The organism is Idiomarina sp. 28-8 (assembly GCF_000320945.2).
Taxonomy (GTDB): domain Bacteria; phylum Pseudomonadota; class Gammaproteobacteria; order Enterobacterales; family Alteromonadaceae; genus Idiomarina; species Idiomarina loihiensis.
Map to the genome: position 1 here is coordinate 319224 of NZ_DF266790.1, position 22794 is coordinate 342017.

Genomic DNA, 22794 nt, shown 5'->3' on the forward strand with positions numbered 1-22794 from the left:
CACTTTATTTATTGTTGAAGAGCAATTTTCACTCGTTGATTATTTAATTGAGACGGGTCGTAAAGCGAAAGATTTTTATTACTTTATTTGGCGCTATTTAGTACTAATACCAGGAGGAGGCTCATGACAAAAAAGGCGAAATGGATTTTTGCCGTAATTTTTAGCTTAATAATTTCTATGGTGACGGTTTTTCTAATTCATCAATATCTACAGCAAGAAACTTCCCGGCGACTTCAAGAGGCTTCAGGAAGTGCTGGTAGCGTTGTTGTTTTTTCCAAAGACCTTAATGCCGGAGATATTCTTGAAGTAAGCGACTTATTGGTTCGAAAATATCCGCACCAACTCATCAATGAGCAGTGGTATTTGGAGAGTTCCGCTAGTTTGATTATTGGTAAAAAACTAAGAAATTCTGTTAAATCTGGCGAGCCCGTCTCTGAACGTGTTCTATCGAATAATCAGAACAATGGTTTGTCGGAAGTTCTGCCTAACGGTTACTACGCTATTACGGTCACTACGGATAATTTAGGCCATCATAATGCGCTGCTGAAAGTCGGAGATCTAGTCGATATTGTATTTGTCGGGGAGTCTTTTGAAAGCTCAAGACAATACGTTTCTTTTGAAGAAATTGAGGTTTTCGATATCCACGGCTTGCAGGAGGGATATGGTTCATATTCGCTGACATTGTTGGTGGAGCCCGAGAAGGTAGCCGCATTTACAAGAGCTATTGGAAGTCCAATGTTGGTCTGGGCGAGAGGCCGCCATTTGGAGCAAGCAAGTATTTGGCATCAAGATCCTAAACAAAGCAAGGTGCAACCATGGAAGGTTCAGTAAAGTTCAAACATTATCTAGTCGTGACTCTGTTATTGTTCGTCGCTATTAGTGTTCGGGCCGAGGTTAATCATAGTTCTTATCATCTTGAAGAAGGTGAGACTCGAATTATCAGTATAGAACCCGGAAGCGATATTCTTATCAGTGACGAGAGTGTTGTAGATGTTCACGTGCTCGATAATAGCCGGGCAATTCTAAGAGGGGTGGGAGTTGGCAAAGCAGATATCTGGTTCAACTCCGAAGAGGTATTAAAAGAGTTAAAGGTTATGGTAACAGCGAGCCTGGAACTCTCCCTGGAGGGGCGTTTAGAAGCTATATCTGAGGCAGAGCAAACCCTTAGAAAAACAGAAAGGTCGGGGCTTACAGTATTATCGGGCAAGGTATCTAAAAGGCATTACGATGAATTAGAGAAAATTTCCGAGAATCATGAAGAGATTTTAAATTTAACTGAATCTTTTCAGGAAGAGCCTCCTATGTTGACTTTGCGAGTCAATATTCTGGAAACCAAACGTCAGTACCTAGAAGATCTTGGAATTAGATGGCAAGGGACAACGGGCGGACCCACATTTTCGAGTTCTTTATCGGGCTTGTTCGAGTGGGACGCGGAAATTAATTCTCAACTGATGCTTATGCAGCGTCGTGGCCTTGCCAAGTTATTAGCAAATCCTGTTTTATCGACTCAAAGCGGTGAGAAGGCGACTTTTCTTGCGGGAGGAGAATTGCCTATTCCTCAAGTTGTTGCGCAGGGAATGCAGGACGTAACTTTCCGGGAATACGGTATAAGGCTTGTTATTCAGCCGGTAGTTTTAGATGACAACAGAATAAAAACGCAGCTTCACGCCGAATTAAGCAATATAGATCCTGCTGTTTCGGTTTCAGGTGTACCGGGCATACTTAGTCGTCGTACGGAATCGGTGTTTCTTTCAAATGATGGAGACACACTGGTTTTGTCTGGTCTTTTAAGTACAGATGAGTCAGCTCAGGATGACCAGATACCGGGTTTAGGTTCATTACCTATTCTGGAAAGCGCTTTCAGAAGCCAGCAGAACAGAGAGCAAACTACGGAACTAATTATTATGGTTACGGCTGAGCGCATGGATACGGCTAAAGAGCGGTTGCATGATAAGCAAAAACGGTTAGCGCAAAAACACGATTGGTACCAGAAGGACTCCATTTTAAAGCTAAGGGAGACATTTCGATGATATCAGTTAATTTAATTAACAACCTCAAAGAGCATTTAGATACCAGAGATCCGCGTTTTGAGTCTATGAGTGAATGTGAGTTGAGGCTCTATGCTGAATCCTATTTAAAGGAAACTACAGGGGAGTCTGGAAAAGATATAGCAGATGCAGTAGCTGAAGTCATTGGCCTGGGGCCTATTGAGGGTCTTTTGGAAGATGATTCAGTAACTGAAATAATGGTCAATAGTTATGATCAGATCTATGTTGAGTGCTCAGGTAAGTTGAAGAAAGCGAATGAACAATTCAGTAACGAGGTTTCCCTGCGGCGAACCATCGATAAGATTGTTCTACCTTTAGGTCGTCACGTTGATGACGCATCCCCCATGGTCGATGCTCGTCTACCAGACGGATCTCGTGTAAACGCTGTTCTAGCTCCTTTAGCAACCAAAGGATCGTGTCTCACTATTCGAAAGTTTACTAAGAAATCGTTAACCATCGAGGACTTAGTAGATAGTGGCTCACTAACAGAGCAAGCTGCTGAATTTTTAAAGCTTGCCGTTCGTTGTCGCCAAAATATTATTGTTTCTGGTGGAACCGGAACGGGAAAAACAACCTTATTAAATATTCTATCTCAGGAAATTCCTGAATATGAAAGAATTATAAGTATTGAAGACGCGGCTGAGCTGCAATTAGATCATAATAATTTGATAAGTCTTGAAACCAGACCCAAAAATCAGGAGGGAACGGGCGCTATTAATATTCGCGAGCTTGTTATCAATGCACTGCGAATGCGCCCTGATCGACTTATTGTAGGCGAGTGCCGTGGGCCGGAAGCTTTAGATATGTTACAGGCTATGAACACTGGTCACGCGGGATCTCTGAGCACGGTTCATGCGAACAGCGCTCGCGATGCTTTAAGACGTTTGGAAATTATGGTCTTGATGGGAGGAATAGAGCTTCCTATTTCTGCGTTACGACAACAAATAGCCAGTGCAGTTAATATTGTCGTTCAGATAGCGCGTCTTTCTGATGGAAGAAGATCAGTGCTTAGTATCAGTGAAGTTACGGGTATAGACGATAATGTTTTACAGCTTTCGCCACTATTTGAAAGAAGCAATATGACTCAATCATTAGTAAGCAATAAGGCGTTATGTAAGTTCGCAGATGAGCAAGGTGACGATGTTCGCCAGGAGGTCTGGGAGTCACTTATGGGAGATGGATTATGTTCATCTTCGGATTAGCGCTCTTAATCGTTTGCAGTGGACTCTGCTGGCTATGGATCTTTTCGCATTTAACACCAAAACGATATCAGAAACTTGAAGAGAAACTAACGCTATCGACAGTGCGTTCTCTAGAAGAATTTTTCTTAAGAATGCCGGTAACAATTTTGGTCAGAAGTTATCTGGTAGTCACACTCTTATCGCCTCTAATCGTATGGTTTTATGTTAATAGAACCTGGGCAGTAGCGACGTTTATTCTGACTTTGTTGGCTCCGCCATTTGTTTATCGTCATTTTAAAAAGCAACGTTACATAAAAATTGAAAAACAGTTGCCCGGTATGTTGATTGGGCTCAGTAATCAGTTAAGAAGCGGTACGAGTGTCGGATCAGCTTTGAAGAATTTAAAAGGAACGTTATTACCTCCGTTAGGACAAGAGGTGGACGAGCTATTGAGACAGGAAAAAGTGGGTAAGCCCTTAACAGACTGCCTGGAAGACTGGCAGCGTAGAGTTCCTGTTTTCTCCATTAAACTCGTGGTTCAATCTTTAGTTTTAGGTTTGAAAAGTGGAGGGCAACAGTCGGATTTATTTCTACGGTTGGCTGATAATCTCCAACAACAGCAGCACATTAAAGAGCGGCAGATAACGCTGACTTCACAAGCCAGAATGCAGGCTAAAATTCTCGTTATGATGCCAGTTGGATTGTATTTTCTTTTAAGTTGGATGAAACCAGAACATACAGCGCTTTTTACTGAGTCACGCGTTGGTATTTTTATGCTTATAGCCGCTCTTATATTGATGATTATTGGTGGATGGATGGTTAAGCGAATTATGCATCCGGAAGATGAAAAATGATTATAGTTGCCGTCTTAACATTTCTAGCTACTCTTAGTTTTTCATTTTTAGTCGTCGCGGTCTGGCAGATACTGGCGCTTGGGGAAAAGCTTGATTATGCAATATCAGAAATTTGGTCCGTGTTGCCGGAGAAAGTCAAAAGGTTGACTGTTCGTTATCTGGAAGTAGAGCTCCTAAAAGGAGCCGCGCGATCATTTTTCTTCTGGGTTTTTATGGCATGTGTATCTGTCTCAATCTCTCTGCTTTCTGGGGTTTGGTTTTTAAGTATTGCTTATGTTCTCTTACTACTAATGGTAATAAATAAAAGAAGACAGTTAGTTTTAAAGAATAACAAAGCGATAGTTCGCCAACTCCCTGATTTTTGTGATCTAATTTCTATGATGATTGCTTCAGGTATTCCGTTAATTTCCGCTTTAGAGAAGGTATCTATGTCGTGCAGCGATCTTTTGCTGGCGCAGGAGATCACATCAATGCTTAGTCGGCTACGGCGAGGGGGAAGTTTTTCTCAGTCAATGGATGAACTGTCTGAACGGTATGACGCAAAGCAGCTTCATGAATGGAGTTCAATGCTAATAAAGGGGTATCAGCAGGGAACTAGCTTGACCAAATCGTTAAGGTTTTATGCTAATCAATTAAGGCAGGAGTTACTCAACTCAGCGGAGAAGAGAGCGCAAGAGGCGCCCGTAAAGCTTCTTTTTCCACTGGTAACCTGTTTTTTCCCGGTAAATTTTCTGGTTATTCTGGGGCCAGTAATTGTTCAAATAAGCCAAGGAGGGTTTGGATGACGAGTGAGAAAGAAATTATTTTATGGTCCAAAGTAAAGGCCATGAAAAAGTTTCACCAAAGGTTAATTGGCATGCTGGGCGAGCCGCAACCAACGCCAGAGATGGCTTTTTGGTTTCCGTTTTGCAAATCAATACACACCTGGGGAATGAAAGAGCCAATTGATGTTGTTGCCTTCGACAAAGCAAACAAAATTATAGAGGTCCGTCGATTCATTTGTCCCAATGAAATTGCTCGCTTTAAAGGGGCTCACGGATTAATTGAAATGGCCGCTGGAAACTTTTGGCCTTTAGAAAAGTGGATTGGGAAGAAACTAAGGTTTATTAATAAGCATGGAGAGCTAAATGAAAACAAGCATTTTGATTGCTGTATTGCTATTGAGCTTAACTAATCAAGGCTGCAGCGCGACAGTAGAAGAGAGGCACGTTAGGGAACAGAGTCTGGAGACCGCTATTAACTGGTATAAAAATGGGGATCTTTTATCAGCAGAACAGCACTTGCAATGGTTACATCGTAAGGGGTTAGGAACTGATAAAAGTTGGGCTTTACTCGGTAACATATACTTTAGGCAGTATCGTTTTAAAGCTAGCGAATCAGCTTACGTGCAATCCCTGAAGCTCAACTCTTCTGATCGGAACGTTTGGTTCAATTTGGCATTACTTAATTTACGTCAGACCACCAACATTCTAATGGATGCTCGTGTCGAGCTGGATACATTTGACGGGGAGCTTGAAAGGCTGCTCAATCAATTGTTGAAACTTCAACAGGCACGCCTGAATGACGCACCTGAAGTTCCATCTAACGCACCGAATGCTTCATTATCCGAGCCTTCTGGCGTTGCCAGTCGCGCTCTTTAATGGTGTCGCGTTTATCGTGTGACTTTTTACCCTGGGCTAAAAATATTTCCAGTTTTGCCCACGGGCCTTTCCAGTACATGGTTGTGGCAACTATGGAATAGCCCTCACGCTCTGAGGCGCCAATAAGCTTATCCAGCTCGCGGCGCTTCAGCAGCAGTTTACGGCTGCGGTCTGGCTCGCAGTAAACGTGGCTTGAGGCTTGGTTAAGTGGCTGAATTTCGGCACCCAAAAGGTAAGCCTCGCCATTTTTTATAATGACGTAGCTGTCGCTAATGTTGACCTTGCCAGCCCGTATACTCTTAATTTCCCAGCCCTGCAAACTAACACCGGCCTCGAACTTGTCTTCAAGGAAGTATTCATGCCGCGCTTTTTTATTACGAGCTATGGTATTGGATGATTGTTGTGGTTTCTTTTTACTCATGACAGCCATTATACCTATGCGCACTGAAAAGAAAATTGCTTTAAGGGCTTCAAAGCGTTTCTGGTTGCGTTATTATTGCGCAGTTGATTTTAGTCGTAGGTAAAAAAATGCCGAGTATCGAGAAAAGTGCTTTAGTTTCGTACAGCGCCAAACAAATGTTCGACCTTGTTAACCACGTTGAAGCTTATCCGGAGTTTGTGCCCGGATGCGCTGCTGCGCGGGTACTGGAGTCGTCCAGCCAACAAAAAGTGGCTGCGTTAGACATAAGCAAGGCGGGTATCAGCAAAACCTTTACCACCCGCAATACGCTGCACGAACCCGAACGTATAGACATGGACCTGGTAGACGGGCCATTCAAAAAATTAACTGGTGGCTGGGTATTTACGCCACTGGCCGACGACGCCTGCAAAGTTGAGCTTAAGCTGGACTTTGAGTTTTCCAGTCGCTTGCTGGGCATGGCTTTTGGTAAAATATTTAAAGAAGTGACTTCCCGTATGGTCGATGCCTTTGTGAAAAGGGCGGAGCAGGTATATGGAAACCAGAATGGGCAATAAATTAACCATTGAAGTGGCTTACGCTACCCCTGACAAGCAAGTGCTGCTATCGGTGCATCCTCAAGAGGGCGCAACGGTGGAAGAGTGCATACGCATGTCGGATGTGTTCGAGCAGTTTCCGGAAATTGATCTTGAACAGCAAAAAGTGGGTATCTGGAATAAGACGGTAAAGTTAAATGCACAACCGCGAGACGGTGACCGTATTGAAATTTATCGTCCGCTAATTGCCGATCCAAAAGCCGTACGCAAACGCCGTGCGGAAGAAGCTAAGCAGTCCGGCCGGGCAGACCGGGTAACCGGTGGCCGACCAGACGCAAAACGTCGAGCGCAGGCTGAGGAGTCCAAGCCAGAATGAAGCTGTATATTATGCGTCACGGTGAAGCAAACTACCCTAAGGGCAGTCACTCCGATCGCGAACGTCGCTTAACCACAAACGGCGAGCGCGAAGTTATAACCACAACGAATTGGCTGATAGACAAACAGCCGAAAGTTGACTGTGTTTATGTCAGCCCCTATATACGCGCTCAGCAAACAGCTTCTATCTTATTGTCGCACTTGAAAACCGGGCAGAAGCAAAATTGCGATGACATTACACCCGATGGTCATGCCGGTTCGGTTGTCAGTTGGCTTGCTGCAGAAGTACAGCAGCATGGCTATGAGAGTGTGGTGTTGGTGTCGCACATGCCGCTAGTGAGTTATTTAGTTCATGAGCTGGATGCCAGCGTGCAGCCTCCTATTTTTCCGACAGCGGGTATTGCGGTTGTCGACTTTTCGCCGGAAACTTTACGCGGTAAATTTCAGCAGCTGTTAATAGCGGAGCGGTGTGCGGGCTAATTACTAGCTCGCAACTTTTAACAGTACCAATAAAGACGCCGCGCCACCCCATTCCAGCGGCGCCTGATGAAAGGCCCGAACATGCGGGTGCTGTACTAACCAATGCGGCAGTTGTTGTTTTAACTTACCACTGCCGTGCCCGTGCATAATGCAGCAACAGTCTATGTGTTCGCGCTCGCATGCCAGTAATAATGCCGCTAACTCCTGGCGTGCCGTGGCTAATGTCATGCCGTGTAAGTCCAGTAGCAACTCGGGTGTGTAGTCTCCCCGGCGTAACTGCTTAACCAAATACCCAGACTCACCCTCCGCAGCGAACCGCACCGGGCCGTCAGCAAAGTGCGCTTCAAAGTCATCGGAAAAATAATGACTGGCCGAGCGGCTGGCATCGGCAATTTGCTGTGCGCTGGGGTCTTGCGATAGCTGTCGGCGCTGCCGTAATTCAGCAATTTTGGGTGGTTCTGGCGGCAGTTTATCCTGCTTTATGCGGGCAGCACCTTTTGCAGCTTCACGAAAAAGCTCGATATCGTCTTCAGAAAGTGATGATGACTGACGTTTGTTTGCAACCATGATTGATGAAAACCGCGCTGAATTAAGGTATCTTTAAGGCATTAAGTTTATTCAGTATAAAACATTCAGTGGTCGGGAGACAGCCTTTGCAAGTGCGTAATCTGGAACAAGCCATTCAAGAGTTAGTAAGCATTGATGACATTACCCGCTGGAGCGTAACTCAGCTGAACCAGTCTGATGTGTATTATGGTCATGGCACCGACAACCCAATTGATGAAACCCGGGCTTTATTAAGCTTCGTGCTACAGCTAACAACGGCTCAGCTAGCCGCTATGGGTCATTGCCGTATGCTCAACTCAGAGAAACAAGAGTTTGTCGAGTTATTAAAGCAACGTATTGAACAGCATATTCCGGCTGCGTATCTGACTCATCAGGCCTGGTTTGCCGGGTTACCTTTTTATGTTGATGAACGAGTTCTGGTGCCGCGCTCGCCAATAGCCGAGCTTATTGAAAATGGCTTTCAGACCTGGCTAGTTGAAGCCCCTCACCGCGTTCTGGATTTGTGCACCGGCGGCGGCTGTATTGCTATAGCCTGCGCCTATGCGTTTCCTGAAGCCGAAGTCGATGCGCTGGATATTTCCACGGAAGCGCTGGAAGTGGCTGAATTCAACATTGAACAGCACGGTTTAACTCATAGAGTGACGCCCATTCAGTCGGACTTATTCGATGCAGTAAAAGCCGAAAAATACGATTTAATTGTTACCAATCCTCCGTATGTCGATGCCGAAGATATGACTGATTTACCACCTGAGTATCACCATGAACCGGAGCTTGGACTGGCGGCTGGCGAAGATGGTTTAATTTTGGTAGACAAGATGTTGATGCAGGCGTCGGATTTACTGAACGATGGTGGCTTGTTTGTTTGTGAAGTGGGCAATTCAATGCCGGCTTTAGCTGAAAAGTATCCGGAAACGCCTTTTATGTGGCTTGAGTTTGCTAATGGCGGCGACGGCGTATTCTTACTGACCAAACAGCAACTAATTGAACATAAACAACGGGAAACTAAGGCCAGCTAATGCCAGGAAACAGTTTTGGGCAGTTATTCAAAGTTACCACCTTTGGTGAAAGCCACGGACCTTCGCTAGGCGCCGTTGTTGATGGTTGTCCTGCGGGATTAGAGCTAACCGAAGCCGATTTACAGGAAGCCTTAGACCGCCGTAAGCCAGGACAAAACCGCTATACTACAGCGCGTCGCGAGGCCGATCAGGTCAAGATCCTCTCAGGGGTGTTTGAAGGCGTGACAACCGGGACATCTATCGGTTTGCTGATTGAAAACACCGACCAGCGCAGTCAGGATTACTCTGACATAAAAGATACCTTCCGTCCCGGCCATGCCGATTACACCTACCAGCACAAGTACGGTGTACGGGATTATCGCGGTGGTGGGCGCTCTTCAGCGCGTGAAACCGCAATGCGGGTAGCGGCTGGTGCTATAGCTGATAAATTACTGCAACAGCAGGGCATACGGGTTCAGGCGGCATTAACCCAAATGGGCGATGTTGTTGCTAATAACATTGACTGGCAGCAGGTACGCGAGAATGAACTGTTCTGCGGCGACGCCAATGCGGTTGAAGCTATGCAGGAGCTCATTCGCCAACTGAAAAAAGAAGGTGACTCAATTGGCGCAAAAATTCGGGTGCGGGCTATTGGTGTGCCGCCGGGTTGGGGCGAACCGGTTTTTGACAGACTGGATGCTGATTTAGCCAAAGCGCTAATGAGCATTAATGCGGTAAAAGCGGTGAGTGTTGGCGATGGTTTTGGGGTGGTAAGCCAGCGTGGCAGCGAACATCGTGATGAAATGACGCCGGATGGCTTCTTATCAAACCACGCGGGCGGAGTCTTAGGGGGCATTAGCAGCGGCCAGCCTATTTTTGCCGATATCGCCTTAAAGCCAACGTCTAGTATTGCTATTAGCGGCCGAACAATTGACCGCTGGGGTAACGAACAAGCCATAGTGACGAAAGGCCGTCACGACCCTTGTGTTGGCATACGTGCGGTACCTATTGTTGAAGCTATGACCAGCCTGGTTTTAGCCGACCACTGGTTACGCCAGCGTGCGCATAATTTAACCGCGCAAACTGAAACACCGGATATTAGCCGCTAAGCGAATATGAGTCAGACGTCAGAACACCATTATGAGCGCTTAATTGATATTTTTAAGCGCTGTTTCAGCGAAGATTGCAACACAATACTGGTTGCCGGTGAGGACGAACCGTATTATCAGCCTGCCTCGGAAGAGGGTGAACCGCATAAAGTGGTATTTGCTCATGGTTTTTTTGCTTCAGCGCTGCACGAGACCGCGCATTGGTGTATAGCGGGCGAAGCGCGCCGAAAGCAATTTGACTATGGTTACTGGTATGAACCTGACGGGCGCAACGAAGCGCAACAGAAATCTTTTGAACAGGTTGAGCAAAAGCCACAGGCTTTGGAGTGGCTGTTCTCTTTGTGTTGTGACTTTCCGTTTCAGGTAAGTGTGGATAATTTGAATGGCGTTGAAGTCGACAGGCAGGCCTTTACCGAAAAAGTGGCTGCACAGTTAAACCGTTTACTGGAAGAAAATACCATACCGCCACGCGCTGCAAAGTTTGCAAAAGCACTCTGTCACGACTTTAATTGTAGTTGGCCTAATCGCCAAACAGTTAATTGTAATAGTAAATAAGGAGTTATCTATGTTTTTAAGAGCATTACTGGTTACCATCGCAATATTCGGTTTGAGTGCCTGTGAAACCATGGAAGGTGCGGGTGAAGATATAGAAAACGCTGGTGAAGCGATCCAAGATGAGGCTGATGACGAGTAGTAATGGAAACAAGCAGTAGACTCACCGTAGGTTTTATTATTAACCCATACGCAGGTATTGGCGGCGCCTTAGCTTTAAAGGGAAGCGATGGCGCCGATATTCGGGAAAAAGCATTAGCGGCGGGGGCCGAGAAAAAGGCCGCTAAAAGAGCTGAAACCGCATTAGAACTTTTGCAACCATATAAGCAGCAACTTCATTTTGTTACTGCCGCCAATGAAATGGGCGCGGATAGCCTCAAAGCTCTGGGCTTTTCATTTAACTTGGTCTATAAGGCTGCTGAAACGCCATCCTCACCAGAAGACACAAAAAAAGCAGTGTCTGAAATTGTGACTCATAATGTCGATATTCTTTTATTCGCTGGCGGTGACGGTACCGCGCGCGATATTTATCAGGTGGTTCCCGAACAGCAGTTAGTTTTGGGTATACCGGCTGGCGTTAAAATTCATTCAGGCGTTTACGCTATTAGTCCAACAGGTGCCGGGCGGGTTATTGAAAAGATCCTGCAGGGTGAGTTATCCAGTATTCATAATGCCGATGTAATGGATATTGACGAAGAGGCCTTTAGAAAAGGTACCGTAAAAGCCCGGCGTTTTGGTGAAATGTCGGTACCGGCCGAACTTGAATATGTTCAGGCGGTAAAAATGGGCGGTAAAGAAAGCGACGAGATGGTACTGGATGATATTGCTGCTGAAGTCACAGAGCGCATTGACGACGAACTTTTAGTCATGGGGTCTGGCTCTACAGTCGAAGCTATTATGCAGTGTATGGGACACGAGAATACTTTGCTCGGTGTCGACTTAGTCGAGCAGAATAACCTGTTAGCCCGCGACGTAACCGAGAGCCGTTTATACGGAGAAGTGGCTCAGCGCGAAACTGGAAGCGTTAAATTGGTTATAACCTTAATTGGCGGGCAGGGGCATTTATTTGGTCGTGGAAATCAGCAATTAAGTCCACGGGTTATTCGGCATATTGGTAAAGAGAACATTTGGGTGGTTGCCACTAAAACTAAGTTGCAGGCACTGAATAACAAACCACTACGTATTGATACGGGCGATTCAGAATTAGACCGGGAACTTTCAGGCACTATTCGGGTTATTACCGGCTACCACGACGAAGTTCTTATGCCAGTGGTAGCCGTAAATTAATTTCAGGCTTATTTAGAACTGAGTTTTTGGCATGTGTACAACCAGGCCGTCTAATTCGTCAGTTACTTCTATCTGACAGCTTAAGCGGCTATTGTCCTGCGGGTCTAAAACCATATCTATCATGTCTTCTTCCTGCTCTGAAGGAGCAGGAATCTTGCTTTGCCACTCAGGTGGTACGTAACAATGGCAGGTTGCGCACGACATAACGCCGCCGCATTCGCCAATAATGCCGTCAATAAAGTTTTCGACAGCGGCTTCCATAACGTTGGTTCCTGCATCGACAGTAGCTTCAAATTGGTTACCATCGGCATCAACAAAGTAAACGGTTGGCATGATAAATTCTGTATCCTGTTAAAAAATAAAAAGTGAGCAACAAATTCTGTGGCGGTTAGGATAAAATACCTGCCCTTTAACCACAACGCTAAACTTTCAAGGTTCCTCATGCTGGAAAAGCTGTTTTCAATTAAAGCTAGCGGTAGTTCGGTTAAGTCAGAGGTTATTGGCGGGCTCACAACCTTTCTGACTATGGCTTACATTATCTTTGTTAATCCGTCCATTTTAAGCGAAACCGGTATGGATTACGGAGCCGTATTTGTCGCTACCTGTCTGGCCGCGGCTATTGGCTGTCTGGTCATGGGCCTGTGGGCAAATTATCCGGTAGCACTAGCTCCGGGTATGGGACTAAACGCTTTTTTTACCTACACCGTTGTGTTCAGCATGGGCTACACCTGGCAGACTGCTCTTGGAGCGGTGTTCTTTTCCGGTTGCTTATTTTTCTTGCTGTCGGCTTTGCGTGTTCGTGAGTGGATAATAAAGTCCATTCCTACCACATTACGCTTGGCTATTGCCGCGGGTATTGGGGCTTTTCTGGCGTTAATCGGTTTGCAGAATGCGAATATTATTGTGGCAAACGACGACACTATGGTAACTCTGGGTTCTTTGTCTGAGCCTTCAGTATTGCTCGCCGCAGCAGGCTTCTTTCTCATTATTGGGTTAGTTGCACGGCAAATACAGGGAGCGGCTTTAATCAGTATTTTGCTGGTAACTGTTATTGCCTGGGCAACCGGGCTGGTTGAATACAATGGTATTGTGTCTGCACCACCGAGCCTGCTGCCAACCTTTATGCAAATGGATTTAGCCGCGGCTTTTGATATTGGCATGTTGTCGGTTATTTTTGCTTTCTTGTTTGTGGACCTGTTTGATACGTCCGGCACTTTACTGGCTGTGGCGCAAAAAGCGGGGCTGGCAAAAGCCAATGGCGAAATGCCCCGCTTGAATAAAGCATTAATGGCAGACAGCACTGCAACCGTGGCAGGGTCCATGTTGGGTACCTCAACTACCACTAGCTATATTGAGTCAGCCGCAGGGGTGGCATCGGGTGGTAAAACGGGACTTGCCGCGGTGGTTGTTGGCATTTTATTTCTATTGGCAATGTTCTTTGCGCCGTTGGCTGGTATGATCCCCGCTTACGCAACCGCAGGTGCAATTATTTACGTTGCAGTGTTAATGCTGTTTACGCTGAAAGACGTAGAATGGGACGACATTACTGAGGCTGCGCCGGTGACCGTGGTTTTATTGATGACTCCACTGACATTTTCGATAGCCGACGGCATTGCATTAGGGTTTATTAGTTACGTTGTGGTGAAATTACTGGGCGGACGCTATCAGGATTTAACACCAAGCGTCGTTTTCTTGGGCGCACTTTTTGTCGCTAAATTTATTTGGTTAGGGTAACGAAATTATGGGATGGCATTCAAACCGCGAATTTTTTGTATCATGGGAAGAGTTGCACCGCGCAACGCGTGAACTAGCACGTCGCCAATTACCGGCGGAGCAGTATAAAGGTATTATTGCGGTTAGCCGTGGTGGTTTGGTTCCGGCGGCAATTGTGTCACGCGAGCTTAATATCCGAGTTGTCGACTGTGTTGCTGTCAGTTCATATGATCACACCGAACAGCGTGACGACTTGCAGGTAATGAAAGACGTAACGGCAACAGAAGACGGCGAAGGTTTTCTGGTTGTTGATGATTTAGTGGATACCGGCAATACGCTGAAGTTTCTGCGGGAACGCTTGCCGAAAGCTAAGTTTGTGACGGTTTACGCAAAACCCAGTGGTATGGAAATGGTCGACGATTTCGTTGCCGACTTAGCCCAGGACACCTGGATCCACTTTCCGTGGGATATGCACTTACATTACATTGAGCCTTTGGCGGGTCAGGAGTCTTAAGACTCGCTCGTTAAAAAATTAAGACAAAAAAATGGCCTGATAGTTTTCGCTATCAGGCCATTTTTATTAACGGCATAAGTTAGAGTTGTTGCTGTATGAAGCTAATGCAGTCATCTAAATTGATTTTCTGCTTCTCTCCGCCTTTGCGGCTTTGGTACTCAACCTGGTTTTCGTCAAGGTTACGTTCACCAACCACAACCTGATGAGGAATACCTATGAGCTCCATGTCGGTAAACATGACCCCGGGGCGTTCCTTACGGTCATCAAACAGCACATCAATACCTTGAGCCTTTAAATCGGTATAAAGCTTTTCAGCGGCTTCCTGTACCCGTGCAGACTTGTGCATATTCATTGGCACAATAACAACCTGGAAAGGCGCTAAAGCTTCCGGCCAGCAAATACCGCGCTCGTCGTTATTTTGCTCTATGGCGGCAGCGACTATGCGCGAAACACCTATTCCATAGCAGCCCATGGTTAAAGTTTCGTGTTTACCGCTTTCAGACAACACACCAACTTTCATAGCGTCACTGTATTTTTTGCCCAGCTGGAAAATATGACCAACTTCAATGCCGCGAGCAATTTTTACTTTGCCCTGACCACAAGGACTCGGGTCACCGGCAACAACGTTACGAATATCCACGACGCTGAAATCACCCGTGTCACGTTTCCAGTTAACACCTGTTAGCCACTGGCCGTTCTCATTTGCACCACAGGCAAAATCGGCGAGGTGAGCCGCACTGCTGTCAACTAACAGAGGCAGTTTCGCGTTTACAACGCCAATGTAAGGTGCTTCTACGCCGGTGGCTTTCTCTGTTTCAGTCAGTATTTCCAGCGGAGCCGCAACCTGAGCCAGTTTCTCAGCTTTTACTGTGTTCAGTTCATGGTCAGCGCGAAGAACTAGCTGAACGTATTCTGATTCAATGTCGTCCGCTGCTTTAACAATAAAAGACTTGGTTGCTTGCTGGCTTTCTACAGACAAAGGCTGTAATACAGCAGCGAGTTCGTCGCCTTGTACTGCATGCTTTTCCACTTTTTGATTCGGAGCAGGGCGTTCACCGGCAGGAGGTAGTGCTTCTGCCATTTCCACGTTCGCGGCGTAATCTGAAGAGTCAGAAAACGCGATGGCGTCCTCGCCGGAGCTTGCCAGCACATGAAACTCGTGCGAGTGACTTCCGCCAATAGAGCCTGTATCAGCTATAACCGGACGATAATCTAAACCAAGACGCTCGAAAATACGGCAGTAGGCCTGATACATATCGTCGTATGTTTTCTGCAGAGATTCGTCGGTCAAATGGAAAGAGTAGGCGTCTTTCATTAGAAATTCGCGCGCACGCATAACGCCAAAACGAGGGCGGATCTCGTCACGGAATTTAGTCTGAATTTGAAATAAGGTTAATGGCAGTTGTTTGTAGCTGCTAACTTCCTTACGTACCAGTTGACTGATAATTTCTTCGTGGGTTGGTCCCAGTAAAAAGTCACGTTGGTTGCGGTCTTTTATACGCAGTAGCTCTGGGCCGTAGTCGTCCCAGCGTCCTGATTCCTGCCAAAGATCGGCGGGTTGTACCATAGGCATTAAAATTTCCAATGCGTTAATGGCTTCCATTTCTTCGCGCACAACATTTTCAACTTTGCGCAGTACACGCAAACCGGTTGGCGTCCAGGTATACAACCCGGCGGCGACTTTACGGATCATACCTGCCCGCAACATCAGCTGATGACTCACGATCTCAGCATCAGAAGGTGTCTCTTTAAGCGTTGATAATAAATATTTGCTGCTGCGCATAGTCCGGCATCTCTGCAAGTTATAGTGGTCAAAAATTAGAGCGAAGTTTAGCAGTGTCTGACTCAGCCCAAAAGCCTTTTACAGCTGTTTTAGTGAGATTTCTTCAACAAAAACGGTGTTTTGTTGTACATACCAGCGAATATTGTAGTCTAAAAGCGCTGTGCCGTAATTTCTCTGGTTTTCCTGTGACTTGTGGTAAGCCGGTCTGGGGTCCTGTCTGAGTACCTCAGTAATCAGTATTTTTAGCTCAGGAGTGCGCTCTGACTCTCTGATAAGAGTCGATTCCGCAGCCTCCAAAAATTCCACCGTTAAGTTTTCTTCCGGTTTCTGCTGAGCAAATCCCGCACGAGCATCACTAATGGCGTCGACGTAGGGAATATAAGGCTTTATATCAACAATAGGGGTGTTATCCACCAAGTCAGCTCCGCGTACCGTTAACACCACTTTAGGTTCGGTTTCTACTGCAACTAACTCAACTACAGATAAGCCTAATTGATTCGGCCGGAAGGGGGAGCGGGTGGCAAAGACGCCCAATTGTTCATTACCGCCAAGCCGTGGTGGGCGAACGCGTTCCTGCCATGAACTGTGCTGATGAAACTCGAAGGTTAGCCAAAGATGAGAGAACTGCTCTATGCCTTCTATGGCTTGTGCATGCTGGTAGTTTCCAACTAACTCAACCTGAGCCAATGCTGAGGGAGCTAGGCCGGGTTGGCGGGGAACACTAAATTTTTCAGGAAAAGGCGTATGAATGATAGCGATGGGGGTTAGTTGTTGCTGGCTTTTCATTCTGCCTCCGTTAGTGAATACCCATAATTGTGGTAGCCAATTTGACCACATAGTTTGTGAATTCACTAATCTACAAAGTAGATGTTTATTTAACTATATGATTATTAATACTTTTTAATTTTGGCATAGGCGTTGCAAAAACCAGTTATAAGCAACTTTTAATGCTTTAGGGTTTGGCATGAATCGTTTTAATAACAATAGGAAAAGAAAAATGATGAAACATAAAATTTGGCCTTTAACTTTAGGTTTTATTGGCTTGGTTACGGTGAGTACAGCCGCATTTTCTGCTGAAAGCGAACGTACCTTAAGCAGCAGCTATATCGTCAGTAGCGACACAGAAATTCATTTAGACGCAACGGTGGGAACGGTTGAGCTAAATGTAACCGACGGTGATACGATCGGAATTGAGCTTCGTGTAGAGTCAGACGACGACGGCTGGTTTGTCAGTGATGGTGAGCTCGACAAAGTGATTATAAAAGGTGAGCGAGACGGGAATCGTCTGGAGATTTCTGCTACGCCTGATGACGATATGTCACAACACTGGGTTGTATCCGTGCCGCGTAGCCGGTTGCTGGAGATAGATCTGGGGGTTGGACAGATTGAAGGTGACGTACCGTTCAACGATTTAAAAGTTGATTTAGGTGTTGGTGATGTCTCTTTGAATTTGGCGAAGGGCGACTACAAGCAAGTAGAAGCTTCGGTAGGAGTTGGCGATACCAGCTTAAAAAACTTCGGCAATACTCAGGAAGACAGAATGATTGTGACATCTGAGTCGCGTTATCAGGGGAATGGCTCTGTCAGAGTTCAGGTTGAAGTTGGCGTTGGCGACGTGACATTGAAACAAGGCCATTAATCACGCCACTGAATAGCACGGCCTACGCAGCTGACTTCACTGTAACAGATGGAGTCGGCTTCAGGTTTAAAAGAGAAGCACTGAGTACCGATAACGGCATGAGCTTTAAACCGGGCAGCGTCTTCCTGCAGGGCTTGAACTGCATCGTTAGCTGAGGCTTTTGCGCCTTTAAACTGTCGCTGGCAGCTTTCACCATTTACAATACTTATCAACTCGTATGCGCGTGAAGGCTTATTGTCACCACGGTAAACTTCAACATCACCTGAGTCGATCTGATTAAAGCCTCCTGACATCTGGGGTAAGATGCTACATGCAGAAAGGCCGAATAATGGCGTTAATACGAATGCTATGAAACGATAGCGCAATGTCGATCCTTGCCAGTTTGAATTTTCTATAGCCTAATCAAGCTGAGCCTATTGTTCAACAAAAAGCGTAACCAATACTTTCATTAGTATCGGTTACGCCTTATTTACGCTATTTAATTAAAAAAGCTTCTAGGGATTTGCCATTATCAACAGCTGTTTTCATGGCTTTTGGCATGCGACCCTGACCAGTCCAGGTTTGTTTTTCGCCGTTTTCGTCGGTGTATTCGTACTTAGGAGGCTTAGGCGCCCGTTTTTTACGAGTGGTTTTAGCAATAGGTTCGCCACCGAGCTCTTGCTCTAATATGTCTGACAATTCAATGCCGGCATCAGCCATGGCACTTTTAAATTCTTTTATTTTTTTCTGCTTTGCTTCGTTCTGGCGTTGCTTTTCAGCTTCCTCTTCGCGACGCTGAGAAATTACCGAATCAAATTTAGATTTAACACTTTCCAGCTCGTTTAAATCCAGTTCTTTTAATGCTGCTTTTAAACGGCGTTCGTGACGAAGAATGTTAATGAATTCACTCATTTTTTGCTTACCTTATTTGATTGCTTAAATATTGGTTTGTTTGATTATAGCTGTTATCACAGTTTAAGTTGAAACTTCTTTTTATTGAATAAGTACATAGAAATAGAGAAAGGGGATTAAAATCACCGTCTAGCGTTACTTATTAACAATTACTTATAATTACTATCAATACTGCTCTCTTTTTACTTCATGTTTATATGACTCGTTTAAAGTGCATTTACGACTTAATAAGTCGATAAATTTATAATTTTTAGTTCCTAAAACGAAAAAACACCAAAACATTTAACATGCTTTGGTGTTTTTTGTTATTAACTTTACGAAGTGTTTACATATTAGGGTAAGTCGGTCCGCCGCCGCCTTCGGGCACAACCCAGGTTATATTTTGGCTGGGGTCTTTAATATCACAAGTTTTACAATGTATGCAGTTTTGCGCATTAATTTGAAAAACTTGTTTACCGTCTTCTTCAACCACTTCATAAACCCCGGCAGGGCAATAACGTTGCGCCGGCTCTGCATACTTCGGTAAATTGACCTCTAGTGGAATATTAGCGTCACTGAGCTTTAAATGGCAGGGTTGATCTTCTGCGTGATTGGTATTGGATAAAAAGACCGATGACAGACGATCAAATGTCAGTTTATTATCTGCTTTTGGATAGTCGATTGCCGTATAGTTTTCGGCTTTACCTGTCGCTTTATAATCTGGCGTCCACTCTTTAAATTTAAAGGGTAATTTACCACCAAACCAATTTTGATCGACCATATTATAAGCGCCGCCAAGTATTGTGCCCAATTTGTGCACAGCACCACCGAAATTGCGTGAGCGATACAATTCATCAAATACCCAGGACTTTTCAAACGCTTCTTTGTAGCTGGTAATGTCGTCGTTGGCTTTACCATTTTTTAGCTGTTCAAATACACATTCAGCGGCCACCATACCCGACTTCATCGCGGTATGGTTTCCTTTAATTTTGGCAAAGTTTAAGGTGCCTGCGTTACAGCCAACCAGCAAACCGCCCGGGAAGGTCATTTTTGGTAACGAATAATAGCCGCCTTTAGCAATAGCGCGTGCGCCGTAAGACACCCGTTTACCATTTTCTATAACTTGTTTAATAGCCGGGTGAGTTTTGAACCGCTGAAACTCCTGAAATGGATTCAGGTAAGGGTTAGCGTAGTTAAGATCCACAATAAGACCTAAGTACACTTGTCCGTCTTCGGCATGATAAAGGTAACCGCCGCCAGTGGCGTCACTGTCGGTTAGCGGCCAGCCAGCGGTATGAACCACTTTGCCGGGCTCGTGCATGTCCTCTGGTACATCCCAAATTTCTTTAAAGCCTAGACCATAATGTTGCGGGGTGCTGTCTTTATCCAGTTCAAACTTGCTAATCAGCTCTTTGCCTAAATGACCGCGACAACCTTCTGCGAATAAGGTGTATTTAGCACGCAGTTCCATTCCCGGCATGTAGCCGTCTTTTTCGCTGCCATCTTTAGCAACGCCCATGTCGCCAGTTTGAATGCCAGCAACGCTGCCATCGTCGTTATACAGAATTTCAGAAGCCGCAAATCCGGGGAATATCTCAATGCCCAGTTGTTCGGCCTGTTCCGCCATCCAACGGCACAGGTTACCCATGCTGGCAATATAATTGCCTTTATTATGGAAGGTTTTAGGGACACTAAAGTCTGGCAGGCGACTGTGGTTATTTTCGTTTTTTAGCAATAAAACATCGTCGCCGGTTACTTCGGTGTTGAGTGGAGCGCCGCGCTCTTTCCAGTCAGGAAAAAGCTCGTTCAGGGCTCGAGGTTCGAACACCGCGCCGGATAATATATGAGCGCCAATATCTGCGCCTTTTTCAACCACGCATATCATGAGCTCTTGCTCATTTTCCTGTGCGAGTTGTCCGAGTCGACAGGCGGTTGCCAGCCCTGATGGGCCTGCACCAACTATGACGACGTCAAATTCCATGCTTTCGCGTTCCACATTAACCTCCACTATATTCAGGCTATCTGGATAGGGATAAGCCCGTTATACTGCTGTAATAGTTCAGTGATTTGCCGCGCCGGGACCGGTCTACTGAAAAGAAAGCCTTGTCCGGTACTGCATTCACGTTGTAATAAAAATTCGACTTGCTCTTCGGTTTCAATACCTTCGGCAACCAACTGAAGATTTAAGTTACGTGCCAGACTAATAATGGTCTGCGTAATGGTTGCGTCATCTTCATTGTGCGGTAGATCTCTGACAAAAGAGCGATCTATTTTTAACGAAGTAACCGGAAAATTCTTCAAATATGAAAGCGAAGAATATCCCACACCAAAGTCATCTATAGCCAGCGACATTCCCTGTTCGCGCACCGAATGCATAAAGCGGGTATGGGACTGAATGTTTTCTATAAACACTTGCTCAGTTAGCTCTAGCTCTACTTTGTTTGGCGGTATTTGGGCTTCGTTCACCCGTTCCATAATGTCATCGACTAAATCAGCTAAGTGTAGCTGTTTCCCAGATATGTTGATGGCAATGCTCAATTCATCGAAGCCAAGTTCGTGCCATTGCTTTAATTGTAGAAAGGCTTCTTCCATCACGTATTCCGATATCGGAATAATGAGACCGGTATCTTCTGCCAGTGGAATAAACTCATCCGGAGGAATGATACTGCCATCGTCATCAACCCAGCGAACCAGAGCCTCTAAACCACTGATACGGCGGCTACCGAGTTCAACTTTAGGTTGGTAATAAACCGTTAGTTGCTGCTTAGAAACGGCGTGGCGCAGCCGTTTTACCAATTCCAGTTTTTTGCTCAAGTCGTGGTGAATGGCTTTATCGTAAACTTTATAGGTATTGCGGCCATGTTCTTTTGCCTGATATAGCGCGGTGTCTGCGTTACGAATAAAGTATTCAGCGTTAAAATCGGCATCATCCGCGAAAGTGACACCAATAGAGGCACTAATAAAGAGCTCATAGACGTCCACGAAAAAGTGCGTGTCCAAAGCCTGGAGCATTTGCTCAGACAATTTGATAATACTTTCGCGACTATCAGGTTTTGCTATTGCCAATAAAAACTCGTCGCCGCCGGCTCGTGCCAGAACGCTACCTTTAGGCGCTAATTTTGTAATGCGTCGCGCAACCCGGCGTAGCAATTCGTCACCAACCGTATGACCCAGCGCATCATTGACTTCTTTGAACCTATCTAAGTCGATAAACAATAAAGCGGCTTTTTTATGCGGTGATTCGGTTTCCAGCCACTCACCCAGAATGCGTTTTAATGCGTTTCGGTTTACAAGGCCAGTAAGAGAATCATGCTCGGCAAGATAAGCCATCTGCTTTTCAATGCGCTCGCGTTCATCAATTTCACTATAAAGTTCAATATTGGAATCGGCCAGTTGCTGCGCTTTAAAGCGGCTTTGGCCTAAAATATAAAGGACAAAAGTGAGCATGCCGGTGACGAGTAAACCGGCGATTAACGCGGCTACTGAAATTCCACCACGGAGTTGCTCCAGATGATCAGCGGTTGGCCAGACCGAGAGCTCCCAGCTGTTTCCTACCAATTGTAGAGAATGAAAATGTGACCATTCATCGCGTAATGAGGTATCGCCGGCAAATTGATACAGTATGTCGTTGTCACTGCGTACGCTGAGTTGGAAACCTTCACTGATGTTACTGCGTACGACATTATTAAACAGGCTTTGCAGGCTTATTACAAACCCCAAAAAACCGTGGGTTTGTTCTTGCTCCACACGGACGAAAATAGCTATGTCGCTGCTAATACGTCCCAAATTTCCGGCGGCTCCCATCATTGCGTGACGGTTTCCTTCAGAAGCCTTTAGTTTTTCCAGCAATGGCGTTTTAGCAAAAGACGTTCCCAGTAGCTCGGGTTGTTCATTCTGAGGATAGATAAGCGCAATATCCAACTGGTCATTGAGCCAGGTAATGCCTTGTACATTTTGATAGTACAAAGTAACGATATCGGCGTTTTCCTTCCAGCGTTCCTCTATCGAAAGGTCACTACGTTCCCACTCGCGCGCTAGCAATTCAGCGACAAATAAATGGGAAACCAGGCTTTGCCTAATGTCGCGTTGTAAGTTGTAAGTTTCCGCTTCCAGGGCATCGTGGACAACTTGATTTTCCTGATAACGCAAATAGCTAAAAGCGGTAACAGTAATAACCAAACCAACAAGGGCTGCTATAACAGCCTGCCGTGAGCCGTGCAGGAACATCATGGA

The 22794-nt window shown here is 45.6% G+C and carries 27 protein-coding genes; 18 read left to right on the forward strand and 9 right to left on the reverse strand.

All coding sequences use genetic code 11. The features are described from left to right. Nucleotides 1-123 precede the first annotated feature (123 nt). Genes RJ32_RS06285 through RJ32_RS06315 form a run of 7 tightly spaced genes read left to right on the forward strand, consistent with a single transcriptional unit; the run spans nucleotide 124 to nucleotide 5723 of the window. Nucleotides 124-831, forward strand: coding sequence for a Flp pilus assembly protein CpaB (locus RJ32_RS06285; RefSeq protein WP_034820284.1), 708 nt, complete (start codon nucleotides 124-126; stop codon nucleotides 829-831). Next, entirely contained in the window at nucleotides 816-2030 is a 1215-nt protein-coding gene (locus tag RJ32_RS06290) for a type II and III secretion system protein family protein (RefSeq protein ID WP_034820287.1), read from the forward strand. The genes RJ32_RS06285 and RJ32_RS06290 overlap by 16 nt, the downstream gene beginning before the upstream one ends. Beyond that, the gene (locus tag RJ32_RS06295; protein ID WP_034820290.1) at nucleotides 2027-3250 is read left to right on the forward strand and encodes a CpaF family protein; all 1224 of its coding nucleotides are present in this window, start codon (nucleotides 2027-2029) and stop codon (nucleotides 3248-3250) included. Before RJ32_RS06290 ends, RJ32_RS06295 begins: the two co-directional genes overlap by 4 nt. Next, complete coding sequence (locus RJ32_RS06300) at nucleotides 3232-4083, forward strand: type II secretion system F family protein (RefSeq protein WP_082815445.1); 852 nt, start codon at nucleotides 3232-3234, stop codon at nucleotides 4081-4083. The genes RJ32_RS06295 and RJ32_RS06300 overlap by 19 nt, the downstream gene beginning before the upstream one ends. After that, on the forward strand, nucleotides 4080-4868 hold the full coding sequence (locus RJ32_RS06305) for a type II secretion system F family protein (RefSeq protein ID WP_034820296.1): 789 nt from the start codon (nucleotides 4080-4082) through the stop codon (nucleotides 4866-4868). The genes RJ32_RS06300 and RJ32_RS06305 overlap by 4 nt, the downstream gene beginning before the upstream one ends. Next, nucleotides 4865-5257 carry a DUF192 domain-containing protein gene (locus RJ32_RS06310; protein WP_034820299.1) on the forward strand — a complete coding sequence of 131 codons (393 nt, stop codon included), beginning with the start codon at nucleotides 4865-4867 and terminating at the stop codon, nucleotides 5255-5257. The genes RJ32_RS06305 and RJ32_RS06310 overlap by 4 nt, the downstream gene beginning before the upstream one ends. Next, nucleotides 5211-5723 carry a hypothetical protein gene (locus RJ32_RS06315; RefSeq protein WP_034820302.1) on the forward strand — a complete coding sequence of 171 codons (513 nt, stop codon included), beginning with the start codon at nucleotides 5211-5213 and terminating at the stop codon, nucleotides 5721-5723. The genes RJ32_RS06310 and RJ32_RS06315 overlap by 47 nt, the downstream gene beginning before the upstream one ends. Here RJ32_RS06315 and smpB read toward each other — a convergent pair. Further along, nucleotides 5665-6144, reverse strand: coding sequence for an SsrA-binding protein SmpB (gene smpB / locus RJ32_RS06320; RefSeq protein ID WP_034820895.1), 480 nt, complete (start codon nucleotides 6142-6144; stop codon nucleotides 5665-5667). The genes RJ32_RS06315 and smpB overlap by 59 nt on opposite strands. A 107-nt stretch (nucleotides 6145-6251) precedes the next feature. Between smpB and RJ32_RS06325 the strand changes: the two genes are divergently transcribed. The 3 genes from RJ32_RS06325 to sixA are packed head-to-tail and all read left to right on the forward strand — an operon-like array spanning nucleotide 6252 to nucleotide 7532. Continuing rightward, nucleotides 6252-6698 (forward strand): type II toxin-antitoxin system RatA family toxin, encoded by a 447-nt coding sequence (locus tag RJ32_RS06325; RefSeq protein WP_034820305.1) that lies wholly within the window; start codon nucleotides 6252-6254, stop codon nucleotides 6696-6698. Further along, nucleotides 6676-7053: an RnfH family protein gene (locus RJ32_RS06330; protein WP_034820308.1), complete on the forward strand. Its 378-nt coding sequence runs from the start codon at nucleotides 6676-6678 to the stop codon at nucleotides 7051-7053. Before RJ32_RS06325 ends, RJ32_RS06330 begins: the two co-directional genes overlap by 23 nt. Beyond that, nucleotides 7050-7532, forward strand: a complete 483-nt coding sequence (gene sixA, locus RJ32_RS06335; protein WP_034820312.1) for a phosphohistidine phosphatase SixA — start codon at nucleotides 7050-7052, stop codon at nucleotides 7530-7532. Before RJ32_RS06330 ends, sixA begins: the two co-directional genes overlap by 4 nt. Nucleotides 7533-7535: 3 nt before the next feature. Here sixA and smrB read toward each other — a convergent pair whose 3' ends face one another. Next, nucleotides 7536-8099 carry an endonuclease SmrB gene (smrB, locus tag RJ32_RS06340; RefSeq protein WP_034820315.1) on the reverse strand — a complete coding sequence of 188 codons (564 nt, stop codon included), beginning with the start codon at nucleotides 8097-8099 and terminating at the stop codon, nucleotides 7536-7538. Between the two features lie 86 nt (nucleotides 8100-8185). On the opposite strand from smrB, the gene prmB reads away from it, so the two are divergent. The 5 genes from prmB to RJ32_RS06360 are packed head-to-tail and all read left to right on the forward strand — an operon-like array spanning nucleotide 8186 to nucleotide 12042. Continuing rightward, the gene (gene prmB, locus RJ32_RS06345) at nucleotides 8186-9115 is read left to right on the forward strand and encodes a 50S ribosomal protein L3 N(5)-glutamine methyltransferase (protein WP_034820317.1); all 930 of its coding nucleotides are present in this window, start codon (nucleotides 8186-8188) and stop codon (nucleotides 9113-9115) included. Then, complete coding sequence (aroC, locus tag RJ32_RS06350) at nucleotides 9115-10203, forward strand: chorismate synthase (RefSeq protein WP_034820320.1); 1089 nt, start codon at nucleotides 9115-9117, stop codon at nucleotides 10201-10203. The genes prmB and aroC overlap by 1 nt, the downstream gene beginning before the upstream one ends. A gap of 6 nt (nucleotides 10204-10209) precedes the next feature. Further along, on the forward strand, nucleotides 10210-10758 hold the full coding sequence (locus RJ32_RS06355) for an elongation factor P hydroxylase (RefSeq protein WP_034820323.1): 549 nt from the start codon (nucleotides 10210-10212) through the stop codon (nucleotides 10756-10758). A gap of 10 nt (nucleotides 10759-10768) precedes the next feature. Continuing rightward, a complete protein-coding gene (locus RJ32_RS14515; RefSeq protein WP_011234141.1) occupies nucleotides 10769-10897 on the forward strand; it encodes an entericidin A/B family lipoprotein in 129 nt (42 codons plus the stop codon). Nucleotides 10898-10899: 2 nt separating this feature from the next. Beyond that, the gene (locus tag RJ32_RS06360; RefSeq protein ID WP_034820326.1) at nucleotides 10900-12042 is read left to right on the forward strand and encodes an ATP-NAD kinase family protein; all 1143 of its coding nucleotides are present in this window, start codon (nucleotides 10900-10902) and stop codon (nucleotides 12040-12042) included. 12 nt (nucleotides 12043-12054) lie between these two features. Here RJ32_RS06360 and RJ32_RS06365 read toward each other — a convergent pair whose 3' ends face one another. Next, nucleotides 12055-12375 (reverse strand): 2Fe-2S iron-sulfur cluster-binding protein, encoded by a 321-nt coding sequence (locus RJ32_RS06365; protein ID WP_034820329.1) that lies wholly within the window; start codon nucleotides 12373-12375, stop codon nucleotides 12055-12057. Between the two features lie 108 nt (nucleotides 12376-12483). On the opposite strand from RJ32_RS06365, the gene RJ32_RS06370 reads away from it, so the two are divergent. Then, nucleotides 12484-13776: an NCS2 family permease gene (locus RJ32_RS06370; RefSeq protein ID WP_034820332.1), complete on the forward strand. Its 1293-nt coding sequence runs from the start codon at nucleotides 12484-12486 to the stop codon at nucleotides 13774-13776. A gap of 7 nt (nucleotides 13777-13783) precedes the next feature. Beyond that, complete coding sequence (gene gpt / locus RJ32_RS06375) at nucleotides 13784-14269, forward strand: xanthine phosphoribosyltransferase (protein ID WP_034820335.1); 486 nt, start codon at nucleotides 13784-13786, stop codon at nucleotides 14267-14269. Between the two features lie 79 nt (nucleotides 14270-14348). On the opposite strand, the gene RJ32_RS06380 is transcribed toward gpt, so the two are convergent. Together RJ32_RS06380 and tsaA are read right to left on the reverse strand one after the other, a co-directional pair. Beyond that, nucleotides 14349-16052, reverse strand: coding sequence for a proline--tRNA ligase (locus tag RJ32_RS06380; protein ID WP_034820338.1), 1704 nt, complete (start codon nucleotides 16050-16052; stop codon nucleotides 14349-14351). A gap of 78 nt (nucleotides 16053-16130) precedes the next feature. Beyond that, the gene (gene tsaA, locus RJ32_RS06385) at nucleotides 16131-16838 is read right to left on the reverse strand and encodes a tRNA (N6-threonylcarbamoyladenosine(37)-N6)-methyltransferase TrmO (RefSeq protein WP_034820341.1); all 708 of its coding nucleotides are present in this window, start codon (nucleotides 16836-16838) and stop codon (nucleotides 16131-16133) included. Nucleotides 16839-17049: 211 nt separating this feature from the next. On the opposite strand from tsaA, the gene RJ32_RS06390 reads away from it, so the two are divergent. Then, nucleotides 17050-17691: a hypothetical protein gene (locus RJ32_RS06390; protein WP_034820345.1), complete on the forward strand. Its 642-nt coding sequence runs from the start codon at nucleotides 17050-17052 to the stop codon at nucleotides 17689-17691. On the opposite strand, the gene rcsF is transcribed toward RJ32_RS06390, so the two are convergent. From rcsF to RJ32_RS06410, 4 genes are all read right to left on the reverse strand, one after another. Continuing rightward, nucleotides 17688-17984 carry an Rcs stress response system protein RcsF gene (gene rcsF, locus RJ32_RS06395; RefSeq protein WP_034820348.1) on the reverse strand — a complete coding sequence of 99 codons (297 nt, stop codon included), beginning with the start codon at nucleotides 17982-17984 and terminating at the stop codon, nucleotides 17688-17690. The two genes, RJ32_RS06390 and rcsF, sit on opposite strands and share 4 nt — an antisense overlap. Before the next feature lie 181 nt (nucleotides 17985-18165). Further along, a complete protein-coding gene (locus RJ32_RS06400) occupies nucleotides 18166-18582 on the reverse strand; it encodes an H-NS family nucleoid-associated regulatory protein (protein ID WP_034820350.1) in 417 nt (138 codons plus the stop codon). A gap of 325 nt (nucleotides 18583-18907) precedes the next feature. Next, a complete protein-coding gene (locus tag RJ32_RS06405; RefSeq protein ID WP_034820353.1) occupies nucleotides 18908-20557 on the reverse strand; it encodes an electron transfer flavoprotein-ubiquinone oxidoreductase in 1650 nt (549 codons plus the stop codon). A gap of 17 nt (nucleotides 20558-20574) precedes the next feature. Then, on the reverse strand, nucleotides 20575-22791 hold the full coding sequence (locus tag RJ32_RS06410; RefSeq protein WP_034820356.1) for a bifunctional diguanylate cyclase/phosphodiesterase: 2217 nt from the start codon (nucleotides 22789-22791) through the stop codon (nucleotides 20575-20577). Nucleotides 22792-22794 lie beyond the last annotated feature (3 nt).